22 protein-coding genes are annotated in these 24703 nt (G+C 43.1%); 5 read left to right on the forward strand and 17 right to left on the reverse strand.

Annotated features, from left to right (window positions below; translation table 11 throughout):
* Positions 1 to 9 precede the first annotated feature (9 nt).
* The 4 genes from NG798_RS06505 to NG798_RS06520 form a co-directional block, all read right to left on the reverse strand.
* On the reverse strand, positions 10 to 456 hold the full coding sequence (locus tag NG798_RS06505; protein ID WP_317619562.1) for an ATP synthase subunit I: 447 nt from the start codon (positions 454 to 456) through the stop codon (positions 10 to 12).
* A 161-nt stretch (positions 457 to 617) separates the two neighbouring features.
* The gene (locus tag NG798_RS06510) at positions 618 to 1448 is read right to left on the reverse strand and encodes an ABC transporter permease (RefSeq protein ID WP_261221225.1); all 831 of its coding nucleotides are present in this window, start codon (positions 1446 to 1448) and stop codon (positions 618 to 620) included.
* 157 nt (positions 1449 to 1605) lie between these two features.
* Positions 1606 to 2277 (reverse strand): response regulator transcription factor, encoded by a 672-nt coding sequence (locus NG798_RS06515; protein WP_261221227.1) that lies wholly within the window; start codon positions 2275 to 2277, stop codon positions 1606 to 1608.
* Positions 2274 to 3521, reverse strand: a complete 1248-nt coding sequence (locus NG798_RS06520) for a sensor histidine kinase (RefSeq protein WP_261221229.1) — start codon at positions 3519 to 3521, stop codon at positions 2274 to 2276. Before NG798_RS06520 ends, NG798_RS06515 begins: the two co-directional genes overlap by 4 nt.
* 273 nt (positions 3522 to 3794) lie before the next feature.
* Here NG798_RS06520 and NG798_RS06525 point away from each other — a divergent pair, with 273 nt between their 5' ends.
* Positions 3795 to 4262 (forward strand): Spy/CpxP family protein refolding chaperone, encoded by a 468-nt coding sequence (locus tag NG798_RS06525; protein WP_261221230.1) that lies wholly within the window; start codon positions 3795 to 3797, stop codon positions 4260 to 4262.
* 371 nt (positions 4263 to 4633) lie between these two features.
* Here the strand turns inward: NG798_RS06525 and NG798_RS06530 are convergent, their stop codons facing one another.
* The 4 genes from NG798_RS06530 to NG798_RS06545 form a co-directional block, all read right to left on the reverse strand.
* Positions 4634 to 5353 carry a hypothetical protein gene (locus tag NG798_RS06530; protein WP_261221232.1) on the reverse strand — a complete coding sequence of 240 codons (720 nt, stop codon included), beginning with the start codon at positions 5351 to 5353 and terminating at the stop codon, positions 4634 to 4636.
* Positions 5354 to 5533: 180 nt separating this feature from the next.
* The gene (locus NG798_RS06535) at positions 5534 to 7903 is read right to left on the reverse strand and encodes a bifunctional diguanylate cyclase/phosphodiesterase (RefSeq protein WP_261221234.1); all 2370 of its coding nucleotides are present in this window, start codon (positions 7901 to 7903) and stop codon (positions 5534 to 5536) included.
* A gap of 124 nt (positions 7904 to 8027) precedes the next feature.
* Positions 8028 to 8474 carry a response regulator gene (locus NG798_RS06540; protein WP_261221236.1) on the reverse strand — a complete coding sequence of 149 codons (447 nt, stop codon included), beginning with the start codon at positions 8472 to 8474 and terminating at the stop codon, positions 8028 to 8030.
* 220 nt (positions 8475 to 8694) lie between these two features.
* Complete coding sequence (locus tag NG798_RS06545) at positions 8695 to 12366, reverse strand: PAS domain S-box protein (RefSeq protein WP_261221238.1); 3672 nt, start codon at positions 12364 to 12366, stop codon at positions 8695 to 8697.
* 1003 nt (positions 12367 to 13369) lie between these two features.
* On the opposite strand from NG798_RS06545, the gene NG798_RS06550 reads away from it, so the two are divergent.
* Positions 13370 to 14425: a pentapeptide repeat-containing protein gene (locus NG798_RS06550; protein WP_261221239.1), complete on the forward strand. Its 1056-nt coding sequence runs from the start codon at positions 13370 to 13372 to the stop codon at positions 14423 to 14425.
* A gap of 130 nt (positions 14426 to 14555) precedes the next feature.
* A complete protein-coding gene (gene speD, locus NG798_RS06555) occupies positions 14556 to 14972 on the forward strand; it encodes an adenosylmethionine decarboxylase (RefSeq protein WP_261221240.1) in 417 nt (138 codons plus the stop codon).
* A 157-nt stretch (positions 14973 to 15129) separates the two neighbouring features.
* On the opposite strand, the gene NG798_RS06560 is transcribed toward speD, so the two are convergent.
* The gene (locus NG798_RS06560) at positions 15130 to 15669 is read right to left on the reverse strand and encodes a hypothetical protein (protein WP_261221242.1); all 540 of its coding nucleotides are present in this window, start codon (positions 15667 to 15669) and stop codon (positions 15130 to 15132) included.
* Between the two features lie 271 nt (positions 15670 to 15940).
* Here NG798_RS06560 and queF point away from each other — a divergent pair, with 271 nt between their 5' ends.
* Positions 15941 to 16348: a preQ(1) synthase gene (gene queF / locus NG798_RS06565; protein ID WP_261221243.1), complete on the forward strand. Its 408-nt coding sequence runs from the start codon at positions 15941 to 15943 to the stop codon at positions 16346 to 16348.
* Between the two features lie 78 nt (positions 16349 to 16426).
* Here the strand turns inward: queF and NG798_RS06570 are convergent, their stop codons facing one another.
* From NG798_RS06570 to NG798_RS06585, 4 genes are all read right to left on the reverse strand, one after another.
* Positions 16427 to 17788, reverse strand: a complete 1362-nt coding sequence (locus tag NG798_RS06570; protein ID WP_261221245.1) for a cytochrome c biogenesis protein — start codon at positions 17786 to 17788, stop codon at positions 16427 to 16429.
* Positions 17789 to 18034: 246 nt separating this feature from the next.
* Complete coding sequence (locus NG798_RS06575) at positions 18035 to 18247, reverse strand: hypothetical protein (protein ID WP_261221247.1); 213 nt, start codon at positions 18245 to 18247, stop codon at positions 18035 to 18037.
* 92 nt (positions 18248 to 18339) lie between these two features.
* A complete protein-coding gene (locus NG798_RS06580; protein WP_261221249.1) occupies positions 18340 to 19077 on the reverse strand; it encodes a cytochrome c biogenesis protein CcdA in 738 nt (245 codons plus the stop codon).
* 66 nt (positions 19078 to 19143) lie between these two features.
* Complete coding sequence (locus NG798_RS06585; protein WP_261221251.1) at positions 19144 to 19737, reverse strand: Uma2 family endonuclease; 594 nt, start codon at positions 19735 to 19737, stop codon at positions 19144 to 19146.
* A gap of 95 nt (positions 19738 to 19832) precedes the next feature.
* Here NG798_RS06585 and NG798_RS06590 point away from each other — a divergent pair, with 95 nt between their 5' ends.
* Positions 19833 to 20525: a Uma2 family endonuclease gene (locus tag NG798_RS06590; protein WP_261221253.1), complete on the forward strand. Its 693-nt coding sequence runs from the start codon at positions 19833 to 19835 to the stop codon at positions 20523 to 20525.
* A gap of 105 nt (positions 20526 to 20630) precedes the next feature.
* Here the strand turns inward: NG798_RS06590 and NG798_RS06595 are convergent, their stop codons facing one another.
* From NG798_RS06595 to NG798_RS06610, 4 genes are all read right to left on the reverse strand, one after another.
* Positions 20631 to 22580 carry an ATP-binding protein gene (locus NG798_RS06595; RefSeq protein ID WP_261221254.1) on the reverse strand — a complete coding sequence of 650 codons (1950 nt, stop codon included), beginning with the start codon at positions 22578 to 22580 and terminating at the stop codon, positions 20631 to 20633.
* 112 nt (positions 22581 to 22692) lie between these two features.
* Positions 22693 to 22884, reverse strand: coding sequence for a hypothetical protein (locus tag NG798_RS06600; RefSeq protein ID WP_261221256.1), 192 nt, complete (start codon positions 22882 to 22884; stop codon positions 22693 to 22695).
* Between the two features lie 37 nt (positions 22885 to 22921).
* Positions 22922 to 24103: an FtsW/RodA/SpoVE family cell cycle protein gene (locus tag NG798_RS06605; protein ID WP_261221258.1), complete on the reverse strand. Its 1182-nt coding sequence runs from the start codon at positions 24101 to 24103 to the stop codon at positions 22922 to 22924.
* Positions 24104 to 24232: 129 nt separating this feature from the next.
* On the reverse strand, positions 24233 to 24436 hold the full coding sequence (locus NG798_RS06610; RefSeq protein ID WP_261221260.1) for a phycobilisome linker polypeptide: 204 nt from the start codon (positions 24434 to 24436) through the stop codon (positions 24233 to 24235).
* Positions 24437 to 24703 lie beyond the last annotated feature (267 nt).

The raw sequence follows: 24703 nt of genomic DNA on the forward strand, positions 1-24703 counted from the left end.
CTCGTCTGACTACTTAATGTCAGCCAAGAGTGTTGTCCGCAACACATAAACGATGAGCGCGGCTTTATATGTCAGAAATCCCAAAAAAATTGGCATTATCTGTAGTTGATTCCATTGAGTTGCTACTACAATCAACCCAATGAATAAAGCCAAACGAGTTTTGCTCAGGCGCTCCTTAGAAACGCCTATTCGCTCAACGTCCTTCGCCAACATTCTCAAGTAAACCACACCAGTGCACGCCCCGATCAAATAATTAAGGGCAATGTTAACTGAGTAAGCCAACCAAACAGAGACAAAAATTATCCCCGTTAATGCAATCGTCCCCCACAGCAAATCTTGCTGTAGTTTATAAAACTCTTGCATTGAGCCAGTTGGTTCTGATGCGGCAGAACCAGACGGGGAAGTTTCTTCCGCCGTAGACGTGGGTTCGTGAGAGTCGTTTTGTGGCAAGTTCACCAAAATAAGCTTGGATATTCAGGCCACCGCAATCATATCACGGTGGGGTACACAATTCTTAAAAAAAAATGTATTGGTCAAAAGTCATTTGCCCTGTGACTAAGATCCCCCCAAACCCCCCTTAACAAGGGACGACTTGTGCATTTTGACCTTTAACCAATTCAATCTTGCTGGTGTGAAAACTTATAGGCACCAACCGCCGCAAGTCCTATCGCCACCACCAAAAGCACCGGCACACTGTACCAAGGAAACTTAGACATCGGCAAATACGCCGCCGCCCGCAACCCAATACTCGTATAAGTCAACGGCATTAAATAGACAACCGGCTTAAACGCCGCCGGCAATGTCGCGGGATCAAAAAACGTCGCCCCCAAAAACGACATCGGTACAATCAAGAAATTATTCGCCAAACCCACACTCTCCAACGACTTCACACTCAACCCCAAAATCACCCCCAAACCGGCAAACACAGCACAATTTAGGATCAGCATCAGCAAAAACAATGGATTGAGGAACGCCCAAACTTTGCCGGTGAAAACAATCGCCACCAAAATCACCGAACCCGAAGTCATCAAACCCCGGACAATACCCGCAATCATCTTGCCAAAATACAACGCCAGCGGATGCACCGGCACCAATAACATCTCCTCAAATGTCTTACTAAACAGCCGGTCGCCACAAATCGAAAACGTCGTCCCCCCAAAACTAATCGCCATCGAAGACAACGCCACCATCCCCGGCAACATAAACTCTAAATAACTGCCATAATCACTGCTGATCCCAGCCCCCGGTTTGACAGAACTACCCAACCCCAAACCAAAAGCCAGAATATAAATAAGTGGAGAAACTAACCCAGACGCAGCCACCTGAGCAATACGCACCCGCAACTCTAGCCAATCTCCCCAAAATACCGTCAGGCTATCCGCCCAAAGAGTTTTAAGTACAGAAGGCGTAGAGACTTTGTTTGTTTTTAGCCAAATATCAGAGTTCACAATTGCCAAAATGTCAATGGTTTTATTGTTATTTTTACATTTGTTTGCATTTTTTTCAACTAATAACAAACTCGATTTTTCCTTAGTTTGTAGGTCAGGGGCATTTTTTAACCGCAGATAAACGCAGATGAACGCAGATGAACGTGGATATTTTTGTTTAATTTTCTTGGCGTAATAAAGGCAGAAAAGCATTAGCAAAAACGGCAGCTTGAGTGCGATCACGCAAATTTAACTGGCTCAAAATACTGGTAATATGATTTTTGACCGTTCGTTCCGAAAGATAAAGGGCTTGTGCAATTTCTCGATTATTAGCTCCAGTAGCAATTAAACATAAAACTTCTCGTTCTCTAGCCGTTAACCCTGCTAATTCTGGAGGTAAATGTGTAGGCATAGTTTGCACAGAAACCGCAGGTGTTATCGCTTTTTCTAACAAACCCGGCCCCATTTGAGTATAACCTTTATGAACTGCTCGAATCGCCGCCGCCAAATCATCGGAATGGGTATCTTTTAACAAATAACCTCTCGCCCCTAAACGCATCGCCTTAGATACATATTCATCATCATCAAACGTTGTCAAAACTAACACTTTTGAATCACTAAAATTCTGACAAATTATCCGAGTTGCAGCCACCCCATCCATCACCGGCATTCGCACATCCATCAAAACTACATCAGGATGCAACGCTTCCACCATCGCCACCGCCTGCTGACCATTTTCTGCTTCCCCCACTACTTCTAAATCAGGTTTTGCCTCTAAAAGACTCCGCAAGCCTTGACGAATAATTCTTTGATCATCCACCAACAATAAACGAATTTTAACATCAGTCATAAGCCCAGCCTCGGTAACGGAATTGACACACGAATGCAGCAACCTTTCCCACTTTCACTTGTCAGAAAAAACTTTCCTGTCAGCGCCGTTGTTCGTTCCCGCATTCCTTGGAGTCCAAACCCTGTAGAATTTACGTTTGGATCGAACCCTTTACCATTATCCTCAATTTGCAGAAAAATCGCTTCTGCGGTATTGTGCAGATCAATTCTGACAAAAGTTGCATCGCTGTGTTTATAAATGTTTGTCAGTGACTCTTGCACAATTCGATAAAGCGCCGTGCTAATTTCCGTAGGAATTGGCTGGGATAATTTGATGGTACACTCAGGCTCAATGTTGGTGTTATTGCGAAACTCAGACACAGCTTTAGTAATTGCTACGTCCAGAGATTGCCCTTGTAAAGGATTAGATCGCAACGTTGAAATTGACCGGCGTACTTCTTTTAAAGCTGTAGATCCTAACTGTTTGGCTTCTCGTAAAAACGCTTCACTTTTCTCAGCATTTGGCGGCAAAAATAAAAGCGCATTTTCTAACTGAATACTCTGCGCCGTCAGTGCGTGTCCCAAAGCATCATGGATTTCGCGGGCAATGCGATTACGTTCTTGTAGTGTTGCTTGGTCTTCAATTCGTAAGGCATATTGACGTAATTGATCATTAGCTTTCAGCAATTTTTCTCGACTTTCGCGTTCTGCCAATAAAGCATTTACTAATAACAACATAAATAAAAGCGTCAGCCCAAAGGTGACAACTGTATTTAATTTCAACGTCAAAATTGTGTTAGCTATCGACTCTGGGATGGGAATAGGTCTGTGGTGTGGGCGTGGCGATGCTGTTAAACCGAAAAACTGCATCAACAAAAAAGCAATAAATACTAGAGAGGTGACAATCAAACGACCGGCTTGCTGAAACATTAGACAAGCGCGAATTACAATAATAAGACCTAACATCGGAAAAAATCCAGTCCGATGATCCAACCAAAAATTTAGAAATAATAAGCCAAATTCTAGGAGAGTATAACCTAATTTGTCAGAGAATTTTTGAACCGGCAACTTCAGCCCCATCAAACCGAAACCGATTAAACACAACATTGAGAACCCTAGCGACGCTGGATTAATGCCAAATCGGGCCGGTCGAATTTGCAAAAGCAACATAATGCCCAACAAAATCCATTCCAGATAAAGAATAAGCCGAAACGAGTGGCTTTTAAGAATTGATGGGTGAGGCACCATAGATGAATGACTGTACATAAGAGGTTACGGGGAAACAGTTTGAGCGTTTGTGCAGAATTTGAAAAAAAAGAGGCCGCAGTAGTTAAGATGATTCTAGTTCTACTTTATTTCACCTTTGAAAATGACAGACTAGGACTTTAATCCTAATCACTTTAGGACTAAAGTCCTATATCAAGTTAGGAAATTTGATCCTTATCGAAGAGCAAAGCCAGTGTCTAAAATGGGAACATCGAACCACTGAAAAGTTCGCTTTTTAGTTTCTCTCCTACTGGTATGAAACCTATTTTCTCTATGAAGTCAATTAAACTTTTGCCTCTGCTAGCCGGCGCTTTTTCTCTGAGTTTATCCCTTGCTCATATTCCGGCGGCATTGTCACAATCAAATATGCCACCGGCGCCTCCTGCTGCCGGGGGTGAACGAAATACAAAACAGCGGCAAAACCGGCTCAATTTAACGCCAGAACAGCAAGAACAAATGCAGCGCATTAAAGAATCACAGCGTCAGCAGATGGAAAATATTTTGACATCTGAACAAAAAGCACGCTTAGAAACTGCTCGCGCCAACCGAGAAAACCCCCGTCGAGTTTTTCAGTCACTCAATCTCTCGGAAGAACAAAAAGCGAGAATGAAGCAAGTACACGAAGCTTCGAGTCAGCAAATGGCGGCAATTTTAACTCCCGAACAGCGGCAACAAATGGAACAACACCGGCAACAACACCAGCAAAATGGCCCCAAAGGACAACGCAATAAAGCCCGGTAATTAACAAATTGTAGTCTATGAGATGCACAGATACGAACCCTCCCCAAAAATCGGATCTGTGCGCTCATATAAACTCACTCACAAGCAATTAATCAAATTGTCACCCAGATTGTTGATTTATTGCTTTTTTGGCAAGGCTCACGAGGGGTAATGCTTGTAACTTCTACCCTGCCCTAAGAGTGGATATTGCCTAGGTTTATATACAAAATTGCTAAGTTAAAAATGTTAATTTTGCTGCAAATTCCATAACTCCAAAAATCCATAACTCCCGCGTCTGTACTTGTCTTATAGAAGAGAAAGTTAGTCGCGCGAAAAAATCTAACTTTTCCTCATCTAAAAAACTAAAGTTTATTATACTTTTTTATTAAATTTCACGTTAGCCAAAAGGCATGAGTAATATCTAAAGGGCTAGAAATCCATAAATCATAACGAGTCTGAGACGTGCCGGTTTCTAAATTTTTAATAAAAGGCTTAGCCGTCCAAACTTGACAACTACAACGAGGCTTAGGATCGACAATTTCAAAACCCCCCTGCACCGGCTCAAGGTGAAAAAACTCGATATGCCAGTGGGCCGGTTCAACCGCAATATGGTTAGGAGAAACTTTCTTTTCATCCTGAATTAACTTACTAGCCGTTGGGAAAAAATCAATATCTAACAAATAAGAATCAAACCCCTGCTTTGCCGCAAACTCCAGAACCTTTTCCCAATCAAAAATCAACTCTTGATCGCCATCACAACTACTGCCATTATGAAAACAACAAGCCCCAAATAACCAAACCAACTTTTCTAAAATCGACTCTACACGCAAGCGATCCCGATTCAACAAATCCACATCTTCCGGCAACAAAAAACGCCCAGGAACACACCACCAATACTCCCAACAAACCAAATGATCAAAAGGGATAATCCGCTTAACTACCCCTGGAATACGTTCGCGGCGTTGGATAGCCTGAATTTCAGCCGAATTAGCCTCCTTATAACTGGGAATAGACAACTCAAGATTTTGAGCCAAAGGATGCTTCAAAGCCACCAACTTATCAGCCGGAATAAAAGAACAAGCCTCTAAAGGAGAAAAATCCACCTCAAACATAACCAAACCCTCCAAAACAAACTACCTATAACTATAAAACGCCAACCGAAACCGCCAAACCTGCCCTAAAGAAACTTAAACATTTATTCATAATCCCCCTTTACACCTGTGGGTACTTAGTTCTTAGTTGCTTTTTAACCTGATCTTAAAAAACATTTAACGCTAACCAACTCCCGAAACCTACCACTGGAACTTAGACAAAAATAAAGAACGAGCCTTTTCAGAATCCACCGGCCTAGAAAACAAATATCCCTGACCAAACTCACACCCCAGCGACCGCAAAATCGCCAATTGTTCCGCCGTTTCCACCCCCTCAGCAACAACATTCATCCCCAAATTGTGAGCCAAATTAATACAAGTCCTAACAATCTCAACTTCCGCTAACGCAGCATCACTAACAACCATAGAACCCCCGGAATTTTTTTTCTTTTCCAAGCTCATCCTGCCAACAAAAGACTTATCAATTTTCAAAGTATCAATCGGCAAACGTTGCAACCGGCTCAAAGAAGAATAACCAGTGCCAAAATCATCAATACACAACTGTATGTCACGTTTTTTTAATTGCAAAAGTAAATTAGTTGCCGGTTCGGCAGCTTCCATAATCACGGTTTCGGTAATTTCCAACTTTAAACTACTCGGAGCAATGGCAGTAGACTCTAAAATTTCATCAATTTGAGCAATCAAACCAGGTTGAGCAAACTGCACCCCAGAAAGATTAACACTCATCGTCAATGGCATTATTTCCCCAGGCAAATGTTTAGCCATTAACAATTGCCATTCGTGCAACTGCCGGCACGCCTCGCGCATTACCCAAGCACCCAAAGGAATAATCAAACCCGTATCTTCTGCAACAGAAATAAACTCCAAAGGAGAAATAAAACCCCGTTCTGGATGTTGCCAACGCACCAACGCTTCAAAACCTGTAATACTTCCGGTAGCCAGAGAAACCACCGGCTGATAATGTAAGCGAAGTTCCTGACGCTCTAGCGCTCGGCGCAAATCAGTTTCTAACTGCAATAAATTAATTGCCCGCGTGTGCATCGAAGTTTCAAACTCTTCGGAACGCGCCCCACCTAATTTTTTAGCATGGTGCATTGCCGTATCCGCCGCCCGCAGAAAATCTTCTGGTTGCTCGAAACCTAAACTACTTGGAGCAATGCCAATACTCGCTGTACTAAACAATTCACATTCGTGGAGATGAAAAGGCAAGCGTAACTCTTGATGCAGACGCTGTGCAATATCTCTAGCTTCTTGCCAATCGCCTAAATCTGATAACAAAATTGCAAATTCATCCGCACCTAAACGAGCAATCATATCTTTAGGACTTAAACAAGTACCAATGCGGCGAGCCGTCGCAATCAAAAGCTGATCGGCAACCAAATGACCAAAGCTATATTTAACTACTTGATAGCGGTCAAGATCCAATAACAAAACAGCAAATAAACGATTGTTTGAGCGTTTAGCTTGACGAATAGAACGTCCCAAACAATTCAAAAACCAAGCCCGATTAGGCAGGCCGGTGAGAGAATCATAAAAAGCGTGATAGAGCAATTGATCTTCGGCTTGTTTCCGTTCGGTGATATCGTGAATAACTGCTAAATGTAGGCCGGTGAGCAGGTTGGCGGTGGCTGAATATTCCACATCACGAGTGCTACCATTTGGCAGTAACATCCGCAGTTCGCCGGTGACTTGACCTTTTTCTAGTAACGTTTGCCAAGTTTGGGAAAAATTGCTGTTTGTAACTAAAAAATCTTTCATTTGGCGCGAGAGCAATTCTGCTTTCGTGAGGCCAAAAAAGCTCTGCGCGGCTTGATTGACTTCCATAAATTGTCCGCTGTCATTCACAATCACCATTGCATCGAGGGCTCCATTAAAAACTGCCCTGAGTTGGCGTTCTGAGGCTCGCAAAGCCGCCTCAGCACCAATATGCCACCGGCGTCTTTCCGCAGATCGCAATTCCCGCTCAATCACCGGCACCAGCCGAGCCAAATTATCCAGCGTCACATAGTCATCTGCACCGGCTTTCATCGCCGCCAGTGCCAACGGCTCACGCTGGGGATCACAGACAATAATAAATGGTTGTTGTTGATCCTTTTTTTGAACCAACGCCAACGCTTCTAGGATGCAGAATTCTGGCAAACAATCTACTGCCAAAATGACATCCCAAACACCAGACTCCAGCATGGCGCTCATTTGGTTCGCCGTTGCCACGCAAGAGAACCTTAACTCGTAACCCTCGCGCTGCAACTCGCGTACCAGCAATAAGGCATCTTCTTCAGAATCTTGGACAATTAAAACTTGCAGCGATGATTGCACGCAGTTTTCCTCCAATAGGACTTTGCTGGGTTCAACAAAGCAGTCCCTACAGTAAGTGGTTATCGTTTCAATTTTCCTTGTTAGGGGCTTGTAATGATTCTGACACTCACCCACAGTAGACAAAGATAACTGTTCTGGAGATGCTTGCCGGTCGCTTCCGCTTCGACTGGCATTTCGGAGGCCAGTTATCTGTGAGGAACCGTATAGATTTACACCCGATAAGTCCAAATTCATCGCGTTTTATTCCTGTTTAATGGCAGCGCCAGAGCAAACCTTGTTTCTGTGCCTGCTCTCACTGTCCACTCTTATTGTGCCATCGCCTGCCAGTACCGACAGCCCTTGATATGTTGAAGCTGCATCATAATATCAACACTGGTGGAGTTTGATTGACTTGTAACCAATACACAGCCAACTGTTGCACCAATAAGGCAAATTCGCTAAATTCAACTGGTTTGCGAACATAGCTGTTTGCACCCACACCATAATTTTTTACAATCTCTTCCTGCTGATTTGATGCCGTCAGCATCACCACCGGCACTAATTTTGTACGTTGGTTTTCACGCAGACGACGCAATACTTCTAAGCCGTCCATTTTCGGAAGGTTTAAATCCAGCCAGATGACTTTAGGCATAATTCTCAAATCACGTCCGCTATAAATGCCGGTTCCAAACAAATAATCCAGCGCTTCCACTGGGTCATTCATTACAATAATTTCATGGGGAATATTTCCTTTTTTCAAGGCTCTCTTTATTAATTCTTCTTCATCTAAATTATCTTCTACTAACAAAATAATTTTCTTCTCCATCTTTCCTTCAACATTTTTGATAAGTTTGGTGAGAATTGGTTGTTCACTACCCTCTCATTTTTTTATTGTGTAAAGTTTTATCCTAATTTTTTTGCTTCCCTAGTTTGAGAATTGCTGAAATTGAACGGTATTAATCAGGGTTTTATGTTGCTCACTTTAGGCAAATTAGTGTGAAATTAATTGTTTTCAAAAGGCGCTCACTCCTGATTTTTGAAGGGTTTTATCTACTCAGAGTAAAATAAAATGTTGCACCTTTATTTGGAGCAGCGTCAACCCAGATTCGTCCTGAATGACTCTCAACAATGTGCCTAGCAATTGCTAAACCCATGCCGGTGCCTTCAAATTCAGTTTCGGGGTGCAGCCGGCCAAAAAAAGTAAACAGTTTTTCGGCATAAGCCATATCAAACCCTGCACCATTATCGCACACAAAATAAACTCGTTCTCCATCCAGCAGTTTTTCTCCAAATTCAATGTTAGCTACTGCTAAACCGGCACTAAATTTAATAGCATTATTCAATAAATTTTCCAGCAGCAGGTGTAACAGTTGAAAATCTCCATAAGTGACAAGGTTTTCGGCAATATCGAAATTACAATCACGAGTCGGAAAAGTTTCTTTTAAATGTACAGCGATCTCCGTTGCCAAATAGCTAAGATTGACCGGAACTCGTTCCACACTATGGCATTTTATCCTCGACAACCACAATAAATCCTCTATCAGTTTTCCCATTTTCTCTGTTGCATTGCGGATGCGCTGGAGGTAATGTTGGCCGGTCAAGTCAAGCGATAGTAAATAATCTTCCAATAGCGCCGCACCCAAGCCATTAATACTTCGCAACGGCGCTTGCAAGTTTTCAGCCACCGTATAACAAAAACTTTCCTGTTCTTTATTTGCCTTTTCTAAATGTTCCAAACGTTCTTTTAAGCGTCTCTCAAACTCCTGCTTAAGTTGGCATAATTCTGTTTCTAAAATTTTGCGTTGCGTAATATCTTCAATCATGCCTAAAGCATAAAGGGGTTTTTCCTCAGCATCTCGAATTATACAGAATTTGACAAGTGCCCACACCAGTTCTTGATTTTTTTTCCGATAGCGTTTTTGCATTGTGTAAGACGGCAACTCACCGGCAAAAACTAATCGTGATAACGTTAACTCGGTTTCCAAATCTTCTGGATGAGTTATTTGAGCATTAGTCAGTTTTGTTAACTCGGCTTCTGTATATCCCAGCAATTGACTAAACTTTGAATTGACTTTCAAAAACATACCATCTTTTCTAAGAAAAGCAATTCCTTGGCTACCCTCATCAAAAATTTTCTCAAAGCTTTGGGTACTTTCTTCTAATAAAGGCTGACTTTTTTTAATAGGTTTTGCTGCCAAAGAAGATAACAAACTTTTATTAACTAAATCTACTTTACTTACATCTCTACAAGTGTAAATCCAAAGGCAATCTCCTCTATTTTTCCGATTGATATTTACTATGATTTGGCGAGTTTCCCCCCCTTTATCTTTGACGGAAACTTCCCTATTTTTGATTTCTCCCGCCGTCAACAAAGCAGCATCCCCCAAAATTTCGCCCCAGAGCCGCTGAATATTTTTAAATTCATAAAGCTCGGTTATAGAATAGCCCACAAAAGCTTTATTTTCAGGGAAAATATAAATCAAATCCCCCAAAGTGTCGGTAATAATAACAATTTCAATCAAGTGAGAAATAGCCAGATTTTGGCCTTCTGCCTGATTGGATAAAATTAAGCGTGTAGAGGATTGTAATTGAGGGTTATTGTCAGCACGAAGGCGGAGTTCTTGGACAAAGGATAAAACCTCATTGCGGTAAGAGCGGAAACTGCGAACCACAAACGAGCGTAACTGGTTATTGATTAATAGTTGATACTCAAAAGTTTGGTCAATGCCGGTGCGGGAAACTTGCTGGATAATTTCGATAATTTTTTCGCCAAGGGGTGCCGGGAAAACTTCCGAAACTTTTTTGCCTATCAACTCATTAGCAGGAATCAAAGGTTCAAAGTTTTCGGCGGAAATAAAGTCTAAATAAGTGCCATCTAAACTGGTACTAAAAATAGCATGAGGTTGGGATAAAACCGGCCCCGAATCGAAAAATTTTGCATAATTTGGCGCTGGAAAAGTGGGCTGTAAAGTAGTCCGAGCGGCTGCTTGAGCAATTTCGGAGGCCAGTTGGTTTAAAGCGTTGATTTCTTCTTCTTGAAAGGCGTTAGGATCGTTGGCATGAATGTTGAGATTTCCAAAATTAAATTCACCGGCCACCAAAGGAAGAGAAACCGAGGATTGATTGATGTTTGAGGTGGTTATTTGGCTGATAGGCGCATAGTCGGAAGCCAAAAGCGAAGCAGTTGATAGCGGCGTGTCGCCAACGGCGAGAGGCAATGACGGCAAAACATTATAGGCAGAGAAGAATTTTACTTTGTTGTTGCCTGGATCAGTAGCCGGTTCTGATAAACGAGCATTGCTATATTCGCCCACTTCTACCAAAATACGGCAAGTTTGTTGCAGTAGTTCTGTGGAATTGGTTGCATTTTGAGCAACTTCTTTGCAGGCAGTTTTGGCTTTAAGGATGCGGGAAATTCGGCTTAGTTGGGTTGTGATTTCTTGGCAGTGGTTGGCGCGAGACAAAATTTCGCTGACGGTTTGGATAGCGAGGATTTCTTGGCTTTCTAGCCATGTATTAGAAGTATCGTTTAATAAATTTTCTGGGGTATGAATGACATCAAAACCGATCAAGCCGGTGAGGGTGCCGATGGCGCTTTTGATGGGAACCCAAAGACGGGATCGAATATTTTGTGACCGGAGAATTTGTGCAGCAGTACCGGCTACTTCTGGTAGGGTAGAAATGTCTGCAATATTGATCGATTCACCGGCGGCAAGTTGATTTACCCACCAAGAAAAATCGATAGTTGCCAGATTTTGCTCTTCAGAAATTAGGGGTGGAGTGAGAGGCGAGCACCATTCGTATTTGTTGTTTATTTTTGTGCCGCCGGCGCTGCATTCAAAGATATAGCCACGACTAGCACCGATATTTTCTCCTAAAATTTGCAAGATATGATTAGGCGAAAAATTACCGCTCCCCACAAGTGTTGAAATTTGGGATACTGCTTCAAATAATGCCAGCCGGCGGTCGATCAGTTTTTCACGAAGTTTGATATCGGTAATTTCGCTAACAAGAATACCGAGGCTGTTAATGGGTTGGGGGGGTTCGTCGATGGGAAAAACGGATAGTTGCCAGTAGCGTTTGTTTTCTGGCTTGTCGGTAGTGGTGACAATTTGGGTTACAGCGTTTTTTGTCCGCGCGCGAAGCACTTTGTGGAGGAGGGGTTCAATGGTTGGGGCGAGGTGGGGTAAGGTTTGGCGGTAGGTTTTGCCCAGGTGTTGAGCCGGTTTGATGCCGTGAATGTCTGCTAGGGTTTGGTTGATTTGTAAGAAGCGTAATTGTTTGTCTACAACGGCGACGCCAAAGCTGGAGGAGCTAAAGAGGGTGTTGATGGTTCGTTGGCTGGAAAATTGCCGGTTCAGGCGTTTGATGGGGGTGATGTCGGTGGCGGTGGCAAAAATTGTGCCGGTTTGATCGCGAATGGCTCTCCAACGCAGCCACAAATACAGGCCATCTTTATGCTGAAAGCGGTTTTCAAACTCGCAGGGCGTATCAGGTTTGCTGTGTTGGAGGTTGTTGAGGGTGCCGGCTACGTCGTCTGGGTAAATAAAGGAGATCCAAGCTTGGCTTTCAAGTTCTTCGGGTGTCCATCCCAAAAGGTTTTGCCAGACTGGGTTGAGTTTTTCAAAGTTTCCCTGTGGGTTGATTATGCAGAATATCTCTGCTGACAGGTTAAATAAGGTTGTGATGTCAGAGTTGTTCAAAGATAGTTCTGTCATTTTTTGCTGTCAGCCCCCGGCTAGAGGGGTAACAAGGGTGGGTTTTGAGTCTCTGGAAAAGCCGACACTCTGAGGAGGGATAGCTTTTATCTTTTGTTGCCTTTTTTTAGGTAAGGCAGGATGTTTTTGTTTAGGAAATTAAGGGGTGCGGTTGTTTTTTCACTAAAAGGGTGTTTGAGATTATCCCGTGCGAAACCAACCAGTAATAAAAATAACTATTGTTTTTTATTTTTGGCCGGCTCTGTCCCTAAAGCTGTGGAACGAAAAGTTGGGCTAGGGTTTTGTGTGCTGGGGAATTGCTCAAGGATGTTTCTATTGTAAAAGCTGGGGATTGTAAATAGTTAATTTGCTTGTTTATTGATTAAAACAAATGTCAGCTATGGTTGATACTTTCCGGCGAGGGGGTTTTAGGGGTGTCGGTCGGAGGGACTTAAGCATTAAGGCTGCCGGTTGCGGCAAATAGGCAGTCGAGATTATCTTTAATTTAGGGAGGCTGCAACCGGCCAACAAAATAGATATAGCGAGCGGGGTGACAGAACCGCAGCTAATGGCCTTTTTTTGTAAAGTTTTAAATGAACCAACGATAAAATTTGCATGAATACGAACCGGCACCGTGAAAATTGGCTGCCAGGGCGTGAGCGTCTAATGGCAGTTAAAAGAGCAGAATATACATAGCAATTCCTCGATCTGGTGGCGAGTCTCCCAGAAAAGTCGTGGACGATGACGGCTGGATCAAGCTTTGGGCCGGCCTAAGCGTTTACTTATCTGCTAAGCCTCAAGGCCATACCATTCGAGGGATATGTTTGTGCCCGGAATGGCGTCTTAAAACTGCTGTTCTGCAAGGCTTTTCAAATTTAAGAGTTTAAAATTTTCGCTCCCAAAATGGTATAGCCGTGAAGCTTAGTTGTGGTTAAGGCACTATTTTATGGCTCAAACTTTTATAGAGTTTTATTTGGTTTGAGCCGCAACAATTGCAACTTTAAGCTAAATCAGGCAAATCTTTATGAATACTAACGAGCTTGTGAGCGCTAATGAACTGTTGAACCGTCACGCCCAAGGGGAGCGGGATTTTCGCGGTGCCCAGCTAGTGAAAGCTAACTTTGGTGGGATGAATTTAAACCGAACCAATCTGCGGGGCGCTGTTTTAAAGAAAGCTAATTTTTCGGGGGCATCTTTGGTGGCTGCTAACCTGAGTGAAGCAGATTTATATAGGGCGGATTTTTCGGGGGCGACGTTGATTGATTCGACGCTGAGTAAAGCAAGTTTAATTGCTGCAAATTTGATGCGGGCTGATCTCAGTGGGTGTAGTCTCGGTGGGGCAACTCTGACGGGGGCAAATTTAGCAAAAAGTACGATGGTGTCTGCGTCTTTGGTGGGGGCTGATTTACGCATGGCTGTTTTAGAGGAGGCTTTGCTGATGGGTGCTTCTTTGAGTCGTGCGGTTTTGTCGGAAGTGAAGGCAAAGGGCGCTAAGCTGAATCGGGCGATTTTGAGTGAGGCTGATTTGTCTGGGTCTGATTTTAGTGGGGCGATGATGATTCGGGCTTCTTTAGGCCGGTGTAATTTACAGCAGGCTTGTTTGGTAGAAATTGATTTGAGTGAGGCTGATTTGCGCGAAGCTGATCTTAGTGGCTGTAATTTGACCGGCGCTAACTTGCGGGGCGCTAATTTGACGGGAGCCAAACTTAAAAATGCTATGTTGCGAGGTGCCGATCTGCGTTCTTGCAATTTAAGTGGTTCTGATTTGAGTGGTTTGCTGCTCTCTGGGGCTGATTTGAATGGCGCTGAAATGACGCGGGCTGATTTGCGTTCTTGCAATTTAAGTGGGGCTAGTTTGGCCGGTGCGAATTTGCTTGAGGCTGATTTAGGCGATGCAAACTTACGTTTTTGCAATTTGTCTGGTGCCGGTTTGCTGCTGGCTTATTTGTGTGGCGCTGATTTAAGCGGGGCAAATTTAACCGGCGCTAATATGATAGGAGCAAAACTAGCGGACGCTTGTTTGAATGGAACCTTGCTTGATGGTGCTGTTTTACCCAATGGAATGAGACATCCATCATAATTCTTCTAAAAACTTTACAAAAAATTCACAAAATTAGGCATCGAAAGTCTAATAAAGGCTTGAGAGGAGTCAAAATTTGTGATATATTCTAAAGGTTTGCGATATTTTAGGGTGGAGTAAAACGGGCAGAATGAAACAAATGGGAACCCATCTGGTTGTTGAAGCTTGGCAGTCTCCGGGCGACCTTCTCAACGATCCTGAACGCATCCGCCGCGCCTTGATAGATGCGATTTCAGCTGGAGGCGCGACTCTCATTGACCTGTGTGTGCATCAGTTCAGTCCTCACGGAGTGACGGCCACAGCCACTTTAGCTGAGTCCCATATCGCTATTCATACTTGGCCTGAGTATGGATATTTCGCCGCCGATTTATTTTTCTGTGGAGCCGGTGAGCCAAAATTAGCGATGCAAGTGCTAAAAACTGCGCTTCAGGCTGAACAGGTAACAATGCGAGAGATTCCGCGAGGCTTCTATCCAGAGATGGGTGCTGACGAGCCTGTTCCTACGGAGTTTTATAAGGCTCGTCCCAAGGAAGCTGCTGCCGTCTAGGGATAAACGGCCAGGTTCAAGGTAGCGGTTTTTTAACCGCGTGGAATAAGTCTAATGAAAGGTTGGGTAAAGCAAAAGGCTAAACTCAACCTTTTTGATGTTTTTGAGCCAAAGGCAAGTAAGAAGCCTGCCGGACAATACATCTATAAAAATAAAATTAGCGTTTAAGCAACATCGGACGAACGACCCAATAGCCGGCCCCAAAAGCAGCGACAACAATCAATAAAATCGCCACAGCAAACCACATCCCCCCCATATCGCGGGCTGATGGTTTTTGAGACCGGCGCGGACGAGTTTCTTGTTCTTCAGTAAATAATCGGTTTTTGGCAGGAGAGACAGCCGCTTCCGACTCCAAAACCGCAAAAGGGTTTTTTGCCACCGGCTCATTACTATAGTCAGCAAAAGCTGCATTATTTTGGTGAAGTGTCTCGCTTGCAAACGAAGGACTAGGCTGAGACTGAAGAGAATTTACAGCCTGCTGGGCGCGAAACGCTGATTGCATCAACTTTTCAATTTCTTGACGCAACAATTGATTTTCTCGTGATAACTGCTGATTATGGACGCTGGTAGCTTGTAGTTGAGCTTTCGTAGAATCTAACTCTGCGGAGAGTTCACGATAAACGGTTATGGGAACAGCAGGAGAATAACCCGAAGATTCCGCTGGAGTAGAATTGCCGGTGGTGGTAACATTTCGCATAGATCGCGCTTGAGGTTAAAGACATTGATTGAAGTTTAGCAGACGCAGTGCGGAGTAAAAAGAAAGACATCCTTTGATTCGAGCCAGCCACATTGATTACAGCAACTCAGACAACGATTCGTCAAGCAACCGACCAAAAACTTCTAACAAGCGCAAAAAATCAAAGCCCAATCAATCCTCGGTGATTGAAAAACCCTAAAATTATGACTATACTTATCATCCGGGTTCTAAATAAGAACCACCGGCCTAAAATTTTAACTCTAAAATCGATATGTCAGACCAAACAACAAAAGAAACCGCAGAAATGAAATACGGTGAACGCAATATTGCCGAGGGAGAATTAATTACTTTTCCAAATCCACGACCGGGCCGGCGCTACAACATCAGCATATCCTTACCAGAATTTACCTGTAAATGTCCCTTTTCTGGATACCCTGACTTTGCCACAATTCATATTAATTATGTACCCGATCAAAAAGTAGTAGAACTAAAAGCCATAAAGCTATATATCAACAGTTACCGAGAGCGCTATATTTCCCATGAAGAATCGGTTAATCAAATATTAGATGATTTGGTTGCGGCTGTCGATCCCTTAGAAATGAACGTCAAAGGAGACTTTGCCCCTAGAGGAAACGTGCATACAGTCATAGAAGTACAGCATACAAAAAACGCAAATTAAAGAAAGAGATTTTGCTTAAACAGAGGACGCAGAAATCCTAGCTAAATCTGCGTCCATCTCCACTGCGAGGCTTAAAAACTATCCTTTTGCGCTCATGGTATCCAAAACTTCAATTACCTCTCTTTCAAAAGCAACTTGAGCGCGATTTGTACGGCCACCGATATATAACTCTCCATCTTTTTGCAGCGCCCAAATTTGAGAATGAGAGAAGTAACTCATCATCACACTTAACATCAGTAACCCAAAGCCAAGATAGACCATAGGAATGCCTGGATCTGCCTTAATTTGGAGGCCGGTGCTGCCAATAACATCGAGAATTTTGAGGGTAACTCCATTAACTTGAACAGACATCCCCGGACGGGCTGTGGTGGCGAGGTTGCCGGTGGTATCGTAAATGAGGAGAGTTCCTTGCAGGTCTTTTGCAAGAAGAGAAACACCGGCACTTAAGTCTGGTTTGGTGGGTATCCACGTTCCCCAAAGACGGCCTTTTCCTGCGGTGTCGAGGGAGGCCATTGGTAGCTGGAAAATAGGGCTGTTATTGATTTGCACTTTAATTGCAGATATTCCCCAGTCGGTTTGGTACATGGTGACACCTTTGTACCGGAGGGGTTTGTTGACGTAGATGGTTTGCCGGTCGAGTTCTGCGCCTTGTTTATCAACAACGGAAAGGTCAGAATAAAATTGATCGATGGTGCCGTCGGGGGTATAGTCGATCCAAAAGCGGTTAACGTGGACTGCCCAATCTTTGGGGACTTGACCGGCTGCCCAAGGGCCGCTATCGATGATATTTTCAATTTGAAAGGTGTTACCGCTGGGAACGAGTTCTTGTGCCATAAAGCCGGTCATGGTGCCCCAAATTGCACCGGCAAGTATGAGCAGCATACTAGCATGAACGATGATCGGGCCGATGCGTCCGATTATGCCTTTGCGGGCGTAGATTTTTTCGCCTTCACGGAAGACTTTATAGCGGCGTTTTTGGAGTAATGTTTCAAGAGTATTGAGGTTTTCGGTGGGTATTTGAGTGCTAAGGGCGAGTTTTTGAAATTGGCTGGGTTTGTCGTAGTATTTCCAGCGTTGTGCTGCTTTTAGGGCTGGGAATTGGCGGATGAATGTGCAGGTGGTGAGGCTGGTTGCAAACAGGATTAATATTGATAGAAACCACCAGGTTCGATAGACGTGATCGAGTCCGAGGGCGAGTAGGAGTTTCCAGGTTAAAAAGCCGAATAGGGCTGGGTTTTCTGGGTAGTTGCTTTTGTAGTATTCGAGGTTTTGTCCTTGTTCGATGACGGTGCCGGATATGCTAAAGACAGCGATGGCTAATAGTAGGATGATTGCTAATCTTAGGTCGGCGATTAGGGGGAGGATTTCTTTACGGATGAATTTTTGGGGGGTTAGCAACCAGTTTGTTAGGTTGGGGTATGAGGTGTTGTTGGGGGTCATTTGTTGGTTGTCGGCAGGGATTTATCAAAAAAATATTGTCAATGAAAAAGCTGTAAAAAGGTGGCACTTTTAGTTTCTGCCGGCTCTTTCTTTTGCTCAATCATAAGCTGGATCGTGTTCGCCAAAGCTGATAATAACTACCCTTTTGGGAGCGGGTTTTTCATAAATTCGATAAACGATTCTGTTGCTAATTCTTCTGGTAGTTCGCCAAGGTCTTCTCTGTAGACCAGCGGGTGTATTTGAATTTCATACCTCGCCTGAGTAGCCACGTTTTGTCAGCCATTTATCTAGGGTTTGATCGTCTATTAAATCACCTTCTTGTATGGTGGTAATCCAATCTATTTTTTCCCCGGCTTCGAGGTCTTCAAGTCGCTGTAAGGCTTTGGCTTCTGCGGTTTTGGGTGGAGATGGGATGATTTTTTCTTCTGCCTGTGTTTGGGATGGGTTTATTTTGGTCATGGTTGCAGGCTTTTGGTTTTACTGTCATCTTAACATTTTGTGGTGTTAGGGGCAAAAGATGCGGAGATTTTTTATTAGAAATTTTCTGCTTGTTAGGCGGCGGGAACAAGTCTAAATAGTAGGGAAAATACGCCGAATCCTACTAATAAGGCGCCGCTTAGGGGGGTGATCCATGATGACCACTGGCGCAGTTCTAGGAGTTTTTTGAGGCTGGCGGTGAAGGTGCCGGCGAGGATGAGGGGGGCGACGTAGCCGGCGGTGTAGGAGAGTAGTAGGAGGCTGCCGAGGATGGGGTCTTTTGTGGTGGATATCCAGGCTAGGAGGGTAGCGAGAACCGGTGTGCTGCAAGGGGAGGCGACAATGCCAAAGGTAAGGCCGGTGAGGTAGGATCTGAGGCTTTCGGGGAGGTCTTTGGAGATCCAGTCTGTGGAACCCCAGGCGGGGAGTTGGAGGGGGAGGGCTTCGAGGAGGTTTAGGCCCATTAGTATTGCGATGATGCTGACGATGATAGGTAGGCCAATTCCTACTTGTCCGTAGACTTGACCGGCTACTGCTGCGAGGATGCCGAGGCCGGCTAGGGTGGTGGCTAGTCCTAGGGAAAACCAGGTGGACTGGGCGGCGGCTTGGAGGCGTGTTTTGGCTTCGTAGCCTCCGATGTAGCCGATGGTGATGGGCAGCATGGAGAGCATACAGGGGGTTAGGCTGGTGAGGAGGCCGGCTAGAAAGATGATGGCGATGCTGAGGGGGGTTAGGTGGGTGAGTTGGCCGGTGACTAGGTTATCGGCGAGTTGTTGGAGGTGGTATAGCTGGGTTTTAAGTGTTTCTATCATGCTGGCCGGTGCTTTGCCTAATTATTTCGGATTGTAACTTAGTTAAGGGCCGAAATTTCGTTTTTTTTAGATGGCCGGTGGTAGCATTTGTTGAATTTGAAGGTTAATTTGGGGAAATTGTAGGGCTGAAATGCTGCTGTTTTCTGGGAGTGTTTGTTTGTTTTGATAATCTGTTTCTGTGGGTTGTCTGAAAACAAGAAGTTGCCGGTTTTTGAGGTCGAGTACCCAATATTCTTTGATGCCTGATTTTGCGTATTCTTTGGCTTTGATGCCGGTGTCTGTTTTTAAGGTTGTGTCGGCTATTTCTATTAGCAGATGGATGTCTGCGGGGGTGGGGTGATTGGCAAGATATCGCAATTCATCGGGTATGACTACTGCAATGTCTGGTTCTGGTTCTGAAAAATCATTTAATGTGATCGGCAGTTGGGTTATGACTAAGGCTTGTTTAGCTAATAATTTTTGAATTAATAGGCGGGTTAAGGTTAGGCCGGTTGCGTGTATAGGTGTTTGAGGTCTGATTTTTCTAATGATTTGACCGGCAATTAATTCTACTTTTTCATCAGTGGTTAATATTCCGAATTCTGCGAGCCGGTGATATTCTTCCACTGTCCAAAGGCGCAGGGGTAAGGTTGTTTCTAAGTTTGTATCTGCTGTTTGCATAAGTTTGGGTTGTTTTTAGTCATTATAGTAGGTTGGGTTATTTAACCCAACCTACCTTTATAATAATGGTAAAAGCCTAGGGGAGGAATAGCAAAATGCTCGAACTGCAATCACCGGCACAATCTAAAATTATTTACCCAGATAGCGACGGGAAACCAATGGCAGATAATACGAAACAATACCATTTAATTGTGACAATTCAGGGGGGAATAGATGGGCTATATAAAGATGATGAAAATGTGTTTGTAGCGGGGGATTTGTTGTGGTATCCGGTGGAGGGAAATAATGCTGTTTGTACAGCGCCGGATGTGATGGTGGTTTTTGGCCGGCCCAAGGGATATCGAGGTTCTTATAAACAATGGCTTGAAGATAATATTCCGCCCATCGTGGTGTTTGAAATTCTCTCGCCAAGTAATACGATTAAGGAGATGGCGAAAAAGCAGGAATTTTACAACAATTACGGCGTTGAAGAGTATTATTTGTTTGACCCGGAAAAGGGCGATTTATGTGGATGGTTACGCGCTGAAAATAAGTTAGAAGTTATTGAAGAAATGAGGGGTTGGATAAGTCCGAGATTGGGGATAAAATTGGATGTGGTTGAGGGGGAATTGGTGATTTGCCGGCCTGATGGTGAGCGTTTTGCTTCTTATGTGGAATTAATACGACAAAAGGAGCAACAACAGCAACGTGCAGAGCAGGCTGAGGCGTTATTAGAAGAGGAACGCCGGCGGCGGGAAGTTTTAGAGGCGCGACTACGAGAAATGGGAATTGATCCTCAGCAGTTGTAAGGAATTTTTGGCCCCAGAAATTGAGCTTTGGATGCTAAATTTTCTGGGGCTGTGATTTTTCTAACACTTAGAAGATGATTTGCTTAACATCTCAAGTTATCTTGATTAAGTAGTGCCCTTTTTTTTACTAACTGCTGGCGCAGATTTCCATGTAGAATTAGGAAAAGTTTTTTGTAGCAGTTTTTTAAGACTGATAACTTTGATCTTTCCTCCATGAACGTCGCCGTTGGTGTCATTCTCGATATTTTGAATTTCGTAACCTATACCGTCAAGCTGCTCAGTGAAAACTATGGAGCCAGAGTATTCGTATGAATCCTCAATCTGTTCATTATTTTCTCCGGCTGGCATTTCCCAACAGATGATCTGAGAAGTCAATATCAAGGGATGATTAAACTCATCACTTGGATAAAATGCGTACTTATATTCCAGGGCTTTGTGGACATTTTCATCTAAAGATTTCTCTGCGTTATCAACAGCAATGCTATCAATTCCCATGCTAGAGAAAGTTCGCGGACGTAGCCAAATATCCGCATAAGGCGAATCATTAGGTACAAGATGAGCAAACATTGTGTATAAGGCTCCTACCCAATGCTCTTCACCCATTTTAGGCTCTACAATCCATCTATCTTTAAATGACTCAATATCCACCATAAATCTTGGCCTGTGTTTAATTCCTTTTTTTAGGTTATTCAGTTTTTTGGTATAAGTGTCTAGTTTGACCTCTTGGTTCTCTTTGTTGAGTCGCTCTATCAATTCCTTAAATACCTCTTTATTCATGGCTTTATCAAAAAAATATTTGATTTCATCCACGAAAGAAGGATTTCTCAAAACGTTTAAGGAAGCGTCCGTTAAAGAATTTCTATTCGTTACCACATCAAAGGTGCCATTAATCATAAAAGTATAGTGACATTGACCCGCCGGAGTTGCCAGAACTGCATAATCATCTAACTGGCTTTGTTCAAAAATTTCATTAAAACTACAAATTTTAACTCCTTCAACGCAAATAAATGTCCCTCTCTGATCCGTCAATTTAATGCCACAACTTTGTTTCTTACCTTTTCTGCTTAATTGGGAATATTTGTCCATTGCTCGGCGATTTCCGTCAATTGCCAAAACTAGGCAATAAGTCATTCCTTCAAATTCAAAATTAGTAGCAAGCCGCTCATAAAACCTTCCATCAATAAGTTTTGCTACGTTGGCCGGACTTTTGATTGTTAACTTATCAGAGTCATCTGGCTTTTCTAAATAAGGATACCCAACTTCAATTTTTTTTAATTTATTTTCTGTCCAGAGATATAACTTGCATTGATCATTGTAACCAGTACAGCTTTTAAAAAGTTCTTGTTTATCGTTTGGAAATCCTGTGTCATTAGGGCGAAGAATTCTCATATCACCATGTCGGGTGTAAAAACGTATGTAATTCCTTAAATATGACAATTCCTCATCTTTATGTTTCTTGGAATCATAATAATCCGGAAAGTTGTTCACCTCCAGACCTTCAACAATGATCATAGCTCCTGTGTTAAATTTATCTCTAAAATATTCTTGATTAAGTTTATCCAGAATCGGCTGAATTTGAGAATTTTTGATCTTAAATAAAGCCGCTAGACTTTCCCAAGGTTGCTCATTTTTTTGCGAGGAAATATCAAATTCAACTTTTAAGTTCTTTTTAGGATTATCTATAGATATTGAACGCCAATTTTCCTCACCCTTACATCTGGTAATCAAGGTAAATTTTGTAGAAGCAAAACATAGCTTTGATCCTTGACATTTATAGCCTATAGCTTCTCCTTGAATTTTTGTAGACATCCCTATAGAGAAAAAAGCCTCATAAGGAGTTATCCCATTAATTTCTTGAGTCTCGCTTAAACCAATACCGTTGTCAAAGTAAATAAATCCTTTTTCTTTCAATAATGGATAAATTTCTATTCTATTTGCCCGTGCATCATAGGAGTTTGATATTAATTCTCGAATAACCTCACAGGGGTCTTTTTTATTAACTGAAAGCTCAGACAAAGAGTGTGTATAGGATATGTGGGGATGAAGTGAAGCCATAAAGATATGTGTAGTTTACTGGGAACGAAATTATCTTATCACTCTCCTTGAGCCGAGGAGATCAGTAAATATACTGAGTTAATCGAATTAAGGTCAGGGTGAAAACTTGCTGTTAATTGACATGACGGTGCTTTACTGTTGTCTTTGCTAAATCTTGCCTTAAACCTTGCCCGATGGAAAGTTTAAGTAAGGTTTCCACCGGCATTTTTCGATGCGCCGAAACTTGCTTAAGCGATTCTAAAGTATCTATTAGAGTTAAAATAGAAACCGCTTCTGCTGGATGCGGACGCACTTTTAATTTCATATCTTCTAAAGCCTATTCATCACTTTTTGACTTTAACTTACGCCGACCGGCGTCGGCGTTTTTGACGGCGTTCTTCCAACGACGAAACCTCGCCACCACTGCTTTCTCTTGCCACTCTAATTAACAAACCGGCAGTCAACAAACTGGCAATCATTGAACTACCACCATAACTGACTAAAGGCAAAGGTAAACCGGTTGTAGGTAACGCACCTGTTGCCACACCAATATTTAACAACGACTGCCCAATCATCAAAACCATCGCCCCAATTGCTACTAATTGATGTAAAATATTTTGAGCCTTAAATGCTACCCTCAGCGCCATTGTTCCATAAGCAACCAACAACAAAAATAACCCTAAACATCCGAAAAGCCCAAATTCTTCCGCAAACACAGAAAAAATAAAATCGCTGTATTGAATTGGCAGAAAAAATAACTTTTGTTGCGACATTCCGAAGCCATTTCCTACGGTTCCACCCGAACCCACAGCCATTAAACTTTGGGTGAGTTGATAACCATCTCCCATTGCATCGGCCCAAGGATTCAAAAATGATAAAACCCGGCGGCGTTGATATTCTTGAAAAGTTACACTTAAAAGCCCTAACATTAAGCCGGCTAAAGCGGTTCCCCCCAGTTGATTGAAAGGAATACCACTCGCCAGCGCTACTAACCACAATGTCATGCCACAAAGGGCTGTTGTACTTAAATTTGGCTGTTTTAAAATCCCAAGCAAAACAAGGGCAAAAATCCCCAGCCAAGTAATGCGGACTCCCCAAGAAAAGCGGTTCCAATGCCCAAAAATACGAGCGCTTTGTAAGATTAAAAATGGTTTAATTAATTCCGAAGGTTGAATCAAAACCGGCCCCAATTTTAGCCAGCGAGTTGCGCCGAAAGCGGTTTGTCCAAGTCCGGGTAACTGCGTCATCCAAATAAAGCCCAGCAATAGCAAAACTAAAAAATTTGCTATCCCCATGATGTAGCGCAGGGGGGAGTTGACGATTATATTAAAGCCTAGCAAACCGATCAATATCCAAACTAGCTGGCGTTTCACAAAAAACAAGCCATCGCCATGTTCTACAAAGCCGCTAGGATAGGATGCAGAATACATGACTATGAGGCCGGTAAACAGCCACAGGAAGGTTAACCACCGCAATATCCGCGCTTCCCACGCCCAATCTTTTACGGAAGGGTCAAAAATCGGTAATAGCCGGCTTATATTCACAATTGTTTTTTATCCTTGGTCATTTGTTCTTTGTCAATTGTCCTTGGTAAAATCACAAATGACAAATCACAAAAAAGAGGCCGCTACTAGCGACCTCTTTTCAAAGCGTGATTCAAACTAAAGTGGCTATTACAGCAGGCCGGTGTTGGTGCCGGGTTTGCCGGTAGCTAGCTGAACTTTAACGATTTTGCCACCCATTTTCATAATCCGTTGCTGCTCACGGAACCAGTTGTCGTAAGGCACCAATTTGGTGAAATAGGTGTTTTGTAATTCGCGCTGAGTGCGGATACGCGACTGGCTGGGAACGCAGGCAGTAACTTTGAACATTCTCATGGTTTTCTTCTCCTGGCGGGATATGAAAAATTTGGATGTGAATTAATTATCTAATGTCAACGTCTCGCCGGTAAATTATTTAAAAAATTTTACGGGGAGTAAGCGTTTGTTTGGTCGTTTTTACTATTAGTCAAATTTGGATGATTTGACCGAACGACGAGCTTTTTGGCTGACAAGCTTTGCATTTTACTATCGATGCGGAGGCTAATGCACGCGAGGTAGCCCATAATTTTTATTGAAGGTTGGGCATCAAGAGTCAATATTAGA

The organism is Ancylothrix sp. D3o (assembly GCF_025370775.1).
Classification (GTDB): Bacteria; Cyanobacteriota; Cyanobacteriia; order Cyanobacteriales; family Oscillatoriaceae; genus Ancylothrix.

Coding starts and splice junctions, on each gene's coding strand:
- NG798_RS06530 (WP_261221232.1), bottom strand. CDS start 5,353: ATGTTTGAGGTGGATTTTTCTCCTTTAGAGGCTTGTTCTTTTATTCCG.
- NG798_RS06580 (WP_261221249.1), bottom strand. CDS start 19,077: ATGATAGAAACACTTAAAACCCAGCTATACCACCTCCAACAACTCGCC.
- NG798_RS06525 (WP_261221230.1), top strand. CDS start 3,795: ATGAAGTCAATTAAACTTTTGCCTCTGCTAGCCGGCGCTTTTTCTCTG.
- NG798_RS06560 (WP_261221242.1), bottom strand. CDS start 15,669: ATGCGAAATGTTACCACCACCGGCAATTCTACTCCAGCGGAATCTTCG.
- speD (WP_261221240.1), top strand. CDS start 14,556: ATGAAACAAATGGGAACCCATCTGGTTGTTGAAGCTTGGCAGTCTCCG.
- NG798_RS06610 (WP_261221260.1), bottom strand. CDS start 24,436: ATGAGAATGTTCAAAGTTACTGCCTGCGTTCCCAGCCAGTCGCGTATC.
- NG798_RS06590 (WP_261221253.1), top strand. CDS start 19,833: ATGCTCGAACTGCAATCACCGGCACAATCTAAAATTATTTACCCAGAT.
- NG798_RS06520 (WP_261221229.1), bottom strand. CDS start 3,521: ATGTACAGTCATTCATCTATGGTGCCTCACCCATCAATTCTTAAAAGC.
- NG798_RS06595 (WP_261221254.1), bottom strand. CDS start 22,580: ATGGCTTCACTTCATCCCCACATATCCTATACACACTCTTTGTCTGAG.
- NG798_RS06575 (WP_261221247.1), bottom strand. CDS start 18,247: ATGACCAAAATAAACCCATCCCAAACACAGGCAGAAGAAAAAATCATC.
- NG798_RS06515 (WP_261221227.1), bottom strand. CDS start 2,277: ATGACTGATGTTAAAATTCGTTTATTGTTGGTGGATGATCAAAGAATT.
- NG798_RS06570 (WP_261221245.1), bottom strand. CDS start 17,788: ATGACCCCCAACAACACCTCATACCCCAACCTAACAAACTGGTTGCTA.
- NG798_RS06550 (WP_261221239.1), top strand. CDS start 13,370: ATGAATACTAACGAGCTTGTGAGCGCTAATGAACTGTTGAACCGTCAC.
- NG798_RS06600 (WP_261221256.1), bottom strand. CDS start 22,884: ATGAAATTAAAAGTGCGTCCGCATCCAGCAGAAGCGGTTTCTATTTTA.
- NG798_RS06540 (WP_261221236.1), bottom strand. CDS start 8,474: ATGGAGAAGAAAATTATTTTGTTAGTAGAAGATAATTTAGATGAAGAA.
- NG798_RS06545 (WP_261221238.1), bottom strand. CDS start 12,366: ATGACAGAACTATCTTTGAACAACTCTGACATCACAACCTTATTTAAC.
- queF (WP_261221243.1), top strand. CDS start 15,941: ATGTCAGACCAAACAACAAAAGAAACCGCAGAAATGAAATACGGTGAA.
- NG798_RS06585 (WP_261221251.1), bottom strand. CDS start 19,737: ATGCAAACAGCAGATACAAACTTAGAAACAACCTTACCCCTGCGCCTT.
- NG798_RS06535 (WP_261221234.1), bottom strand. CDS start 7,903: ATGAATTTGGACTTATCGGGTGTAAATCTATACGGTTCCTCACAGATA.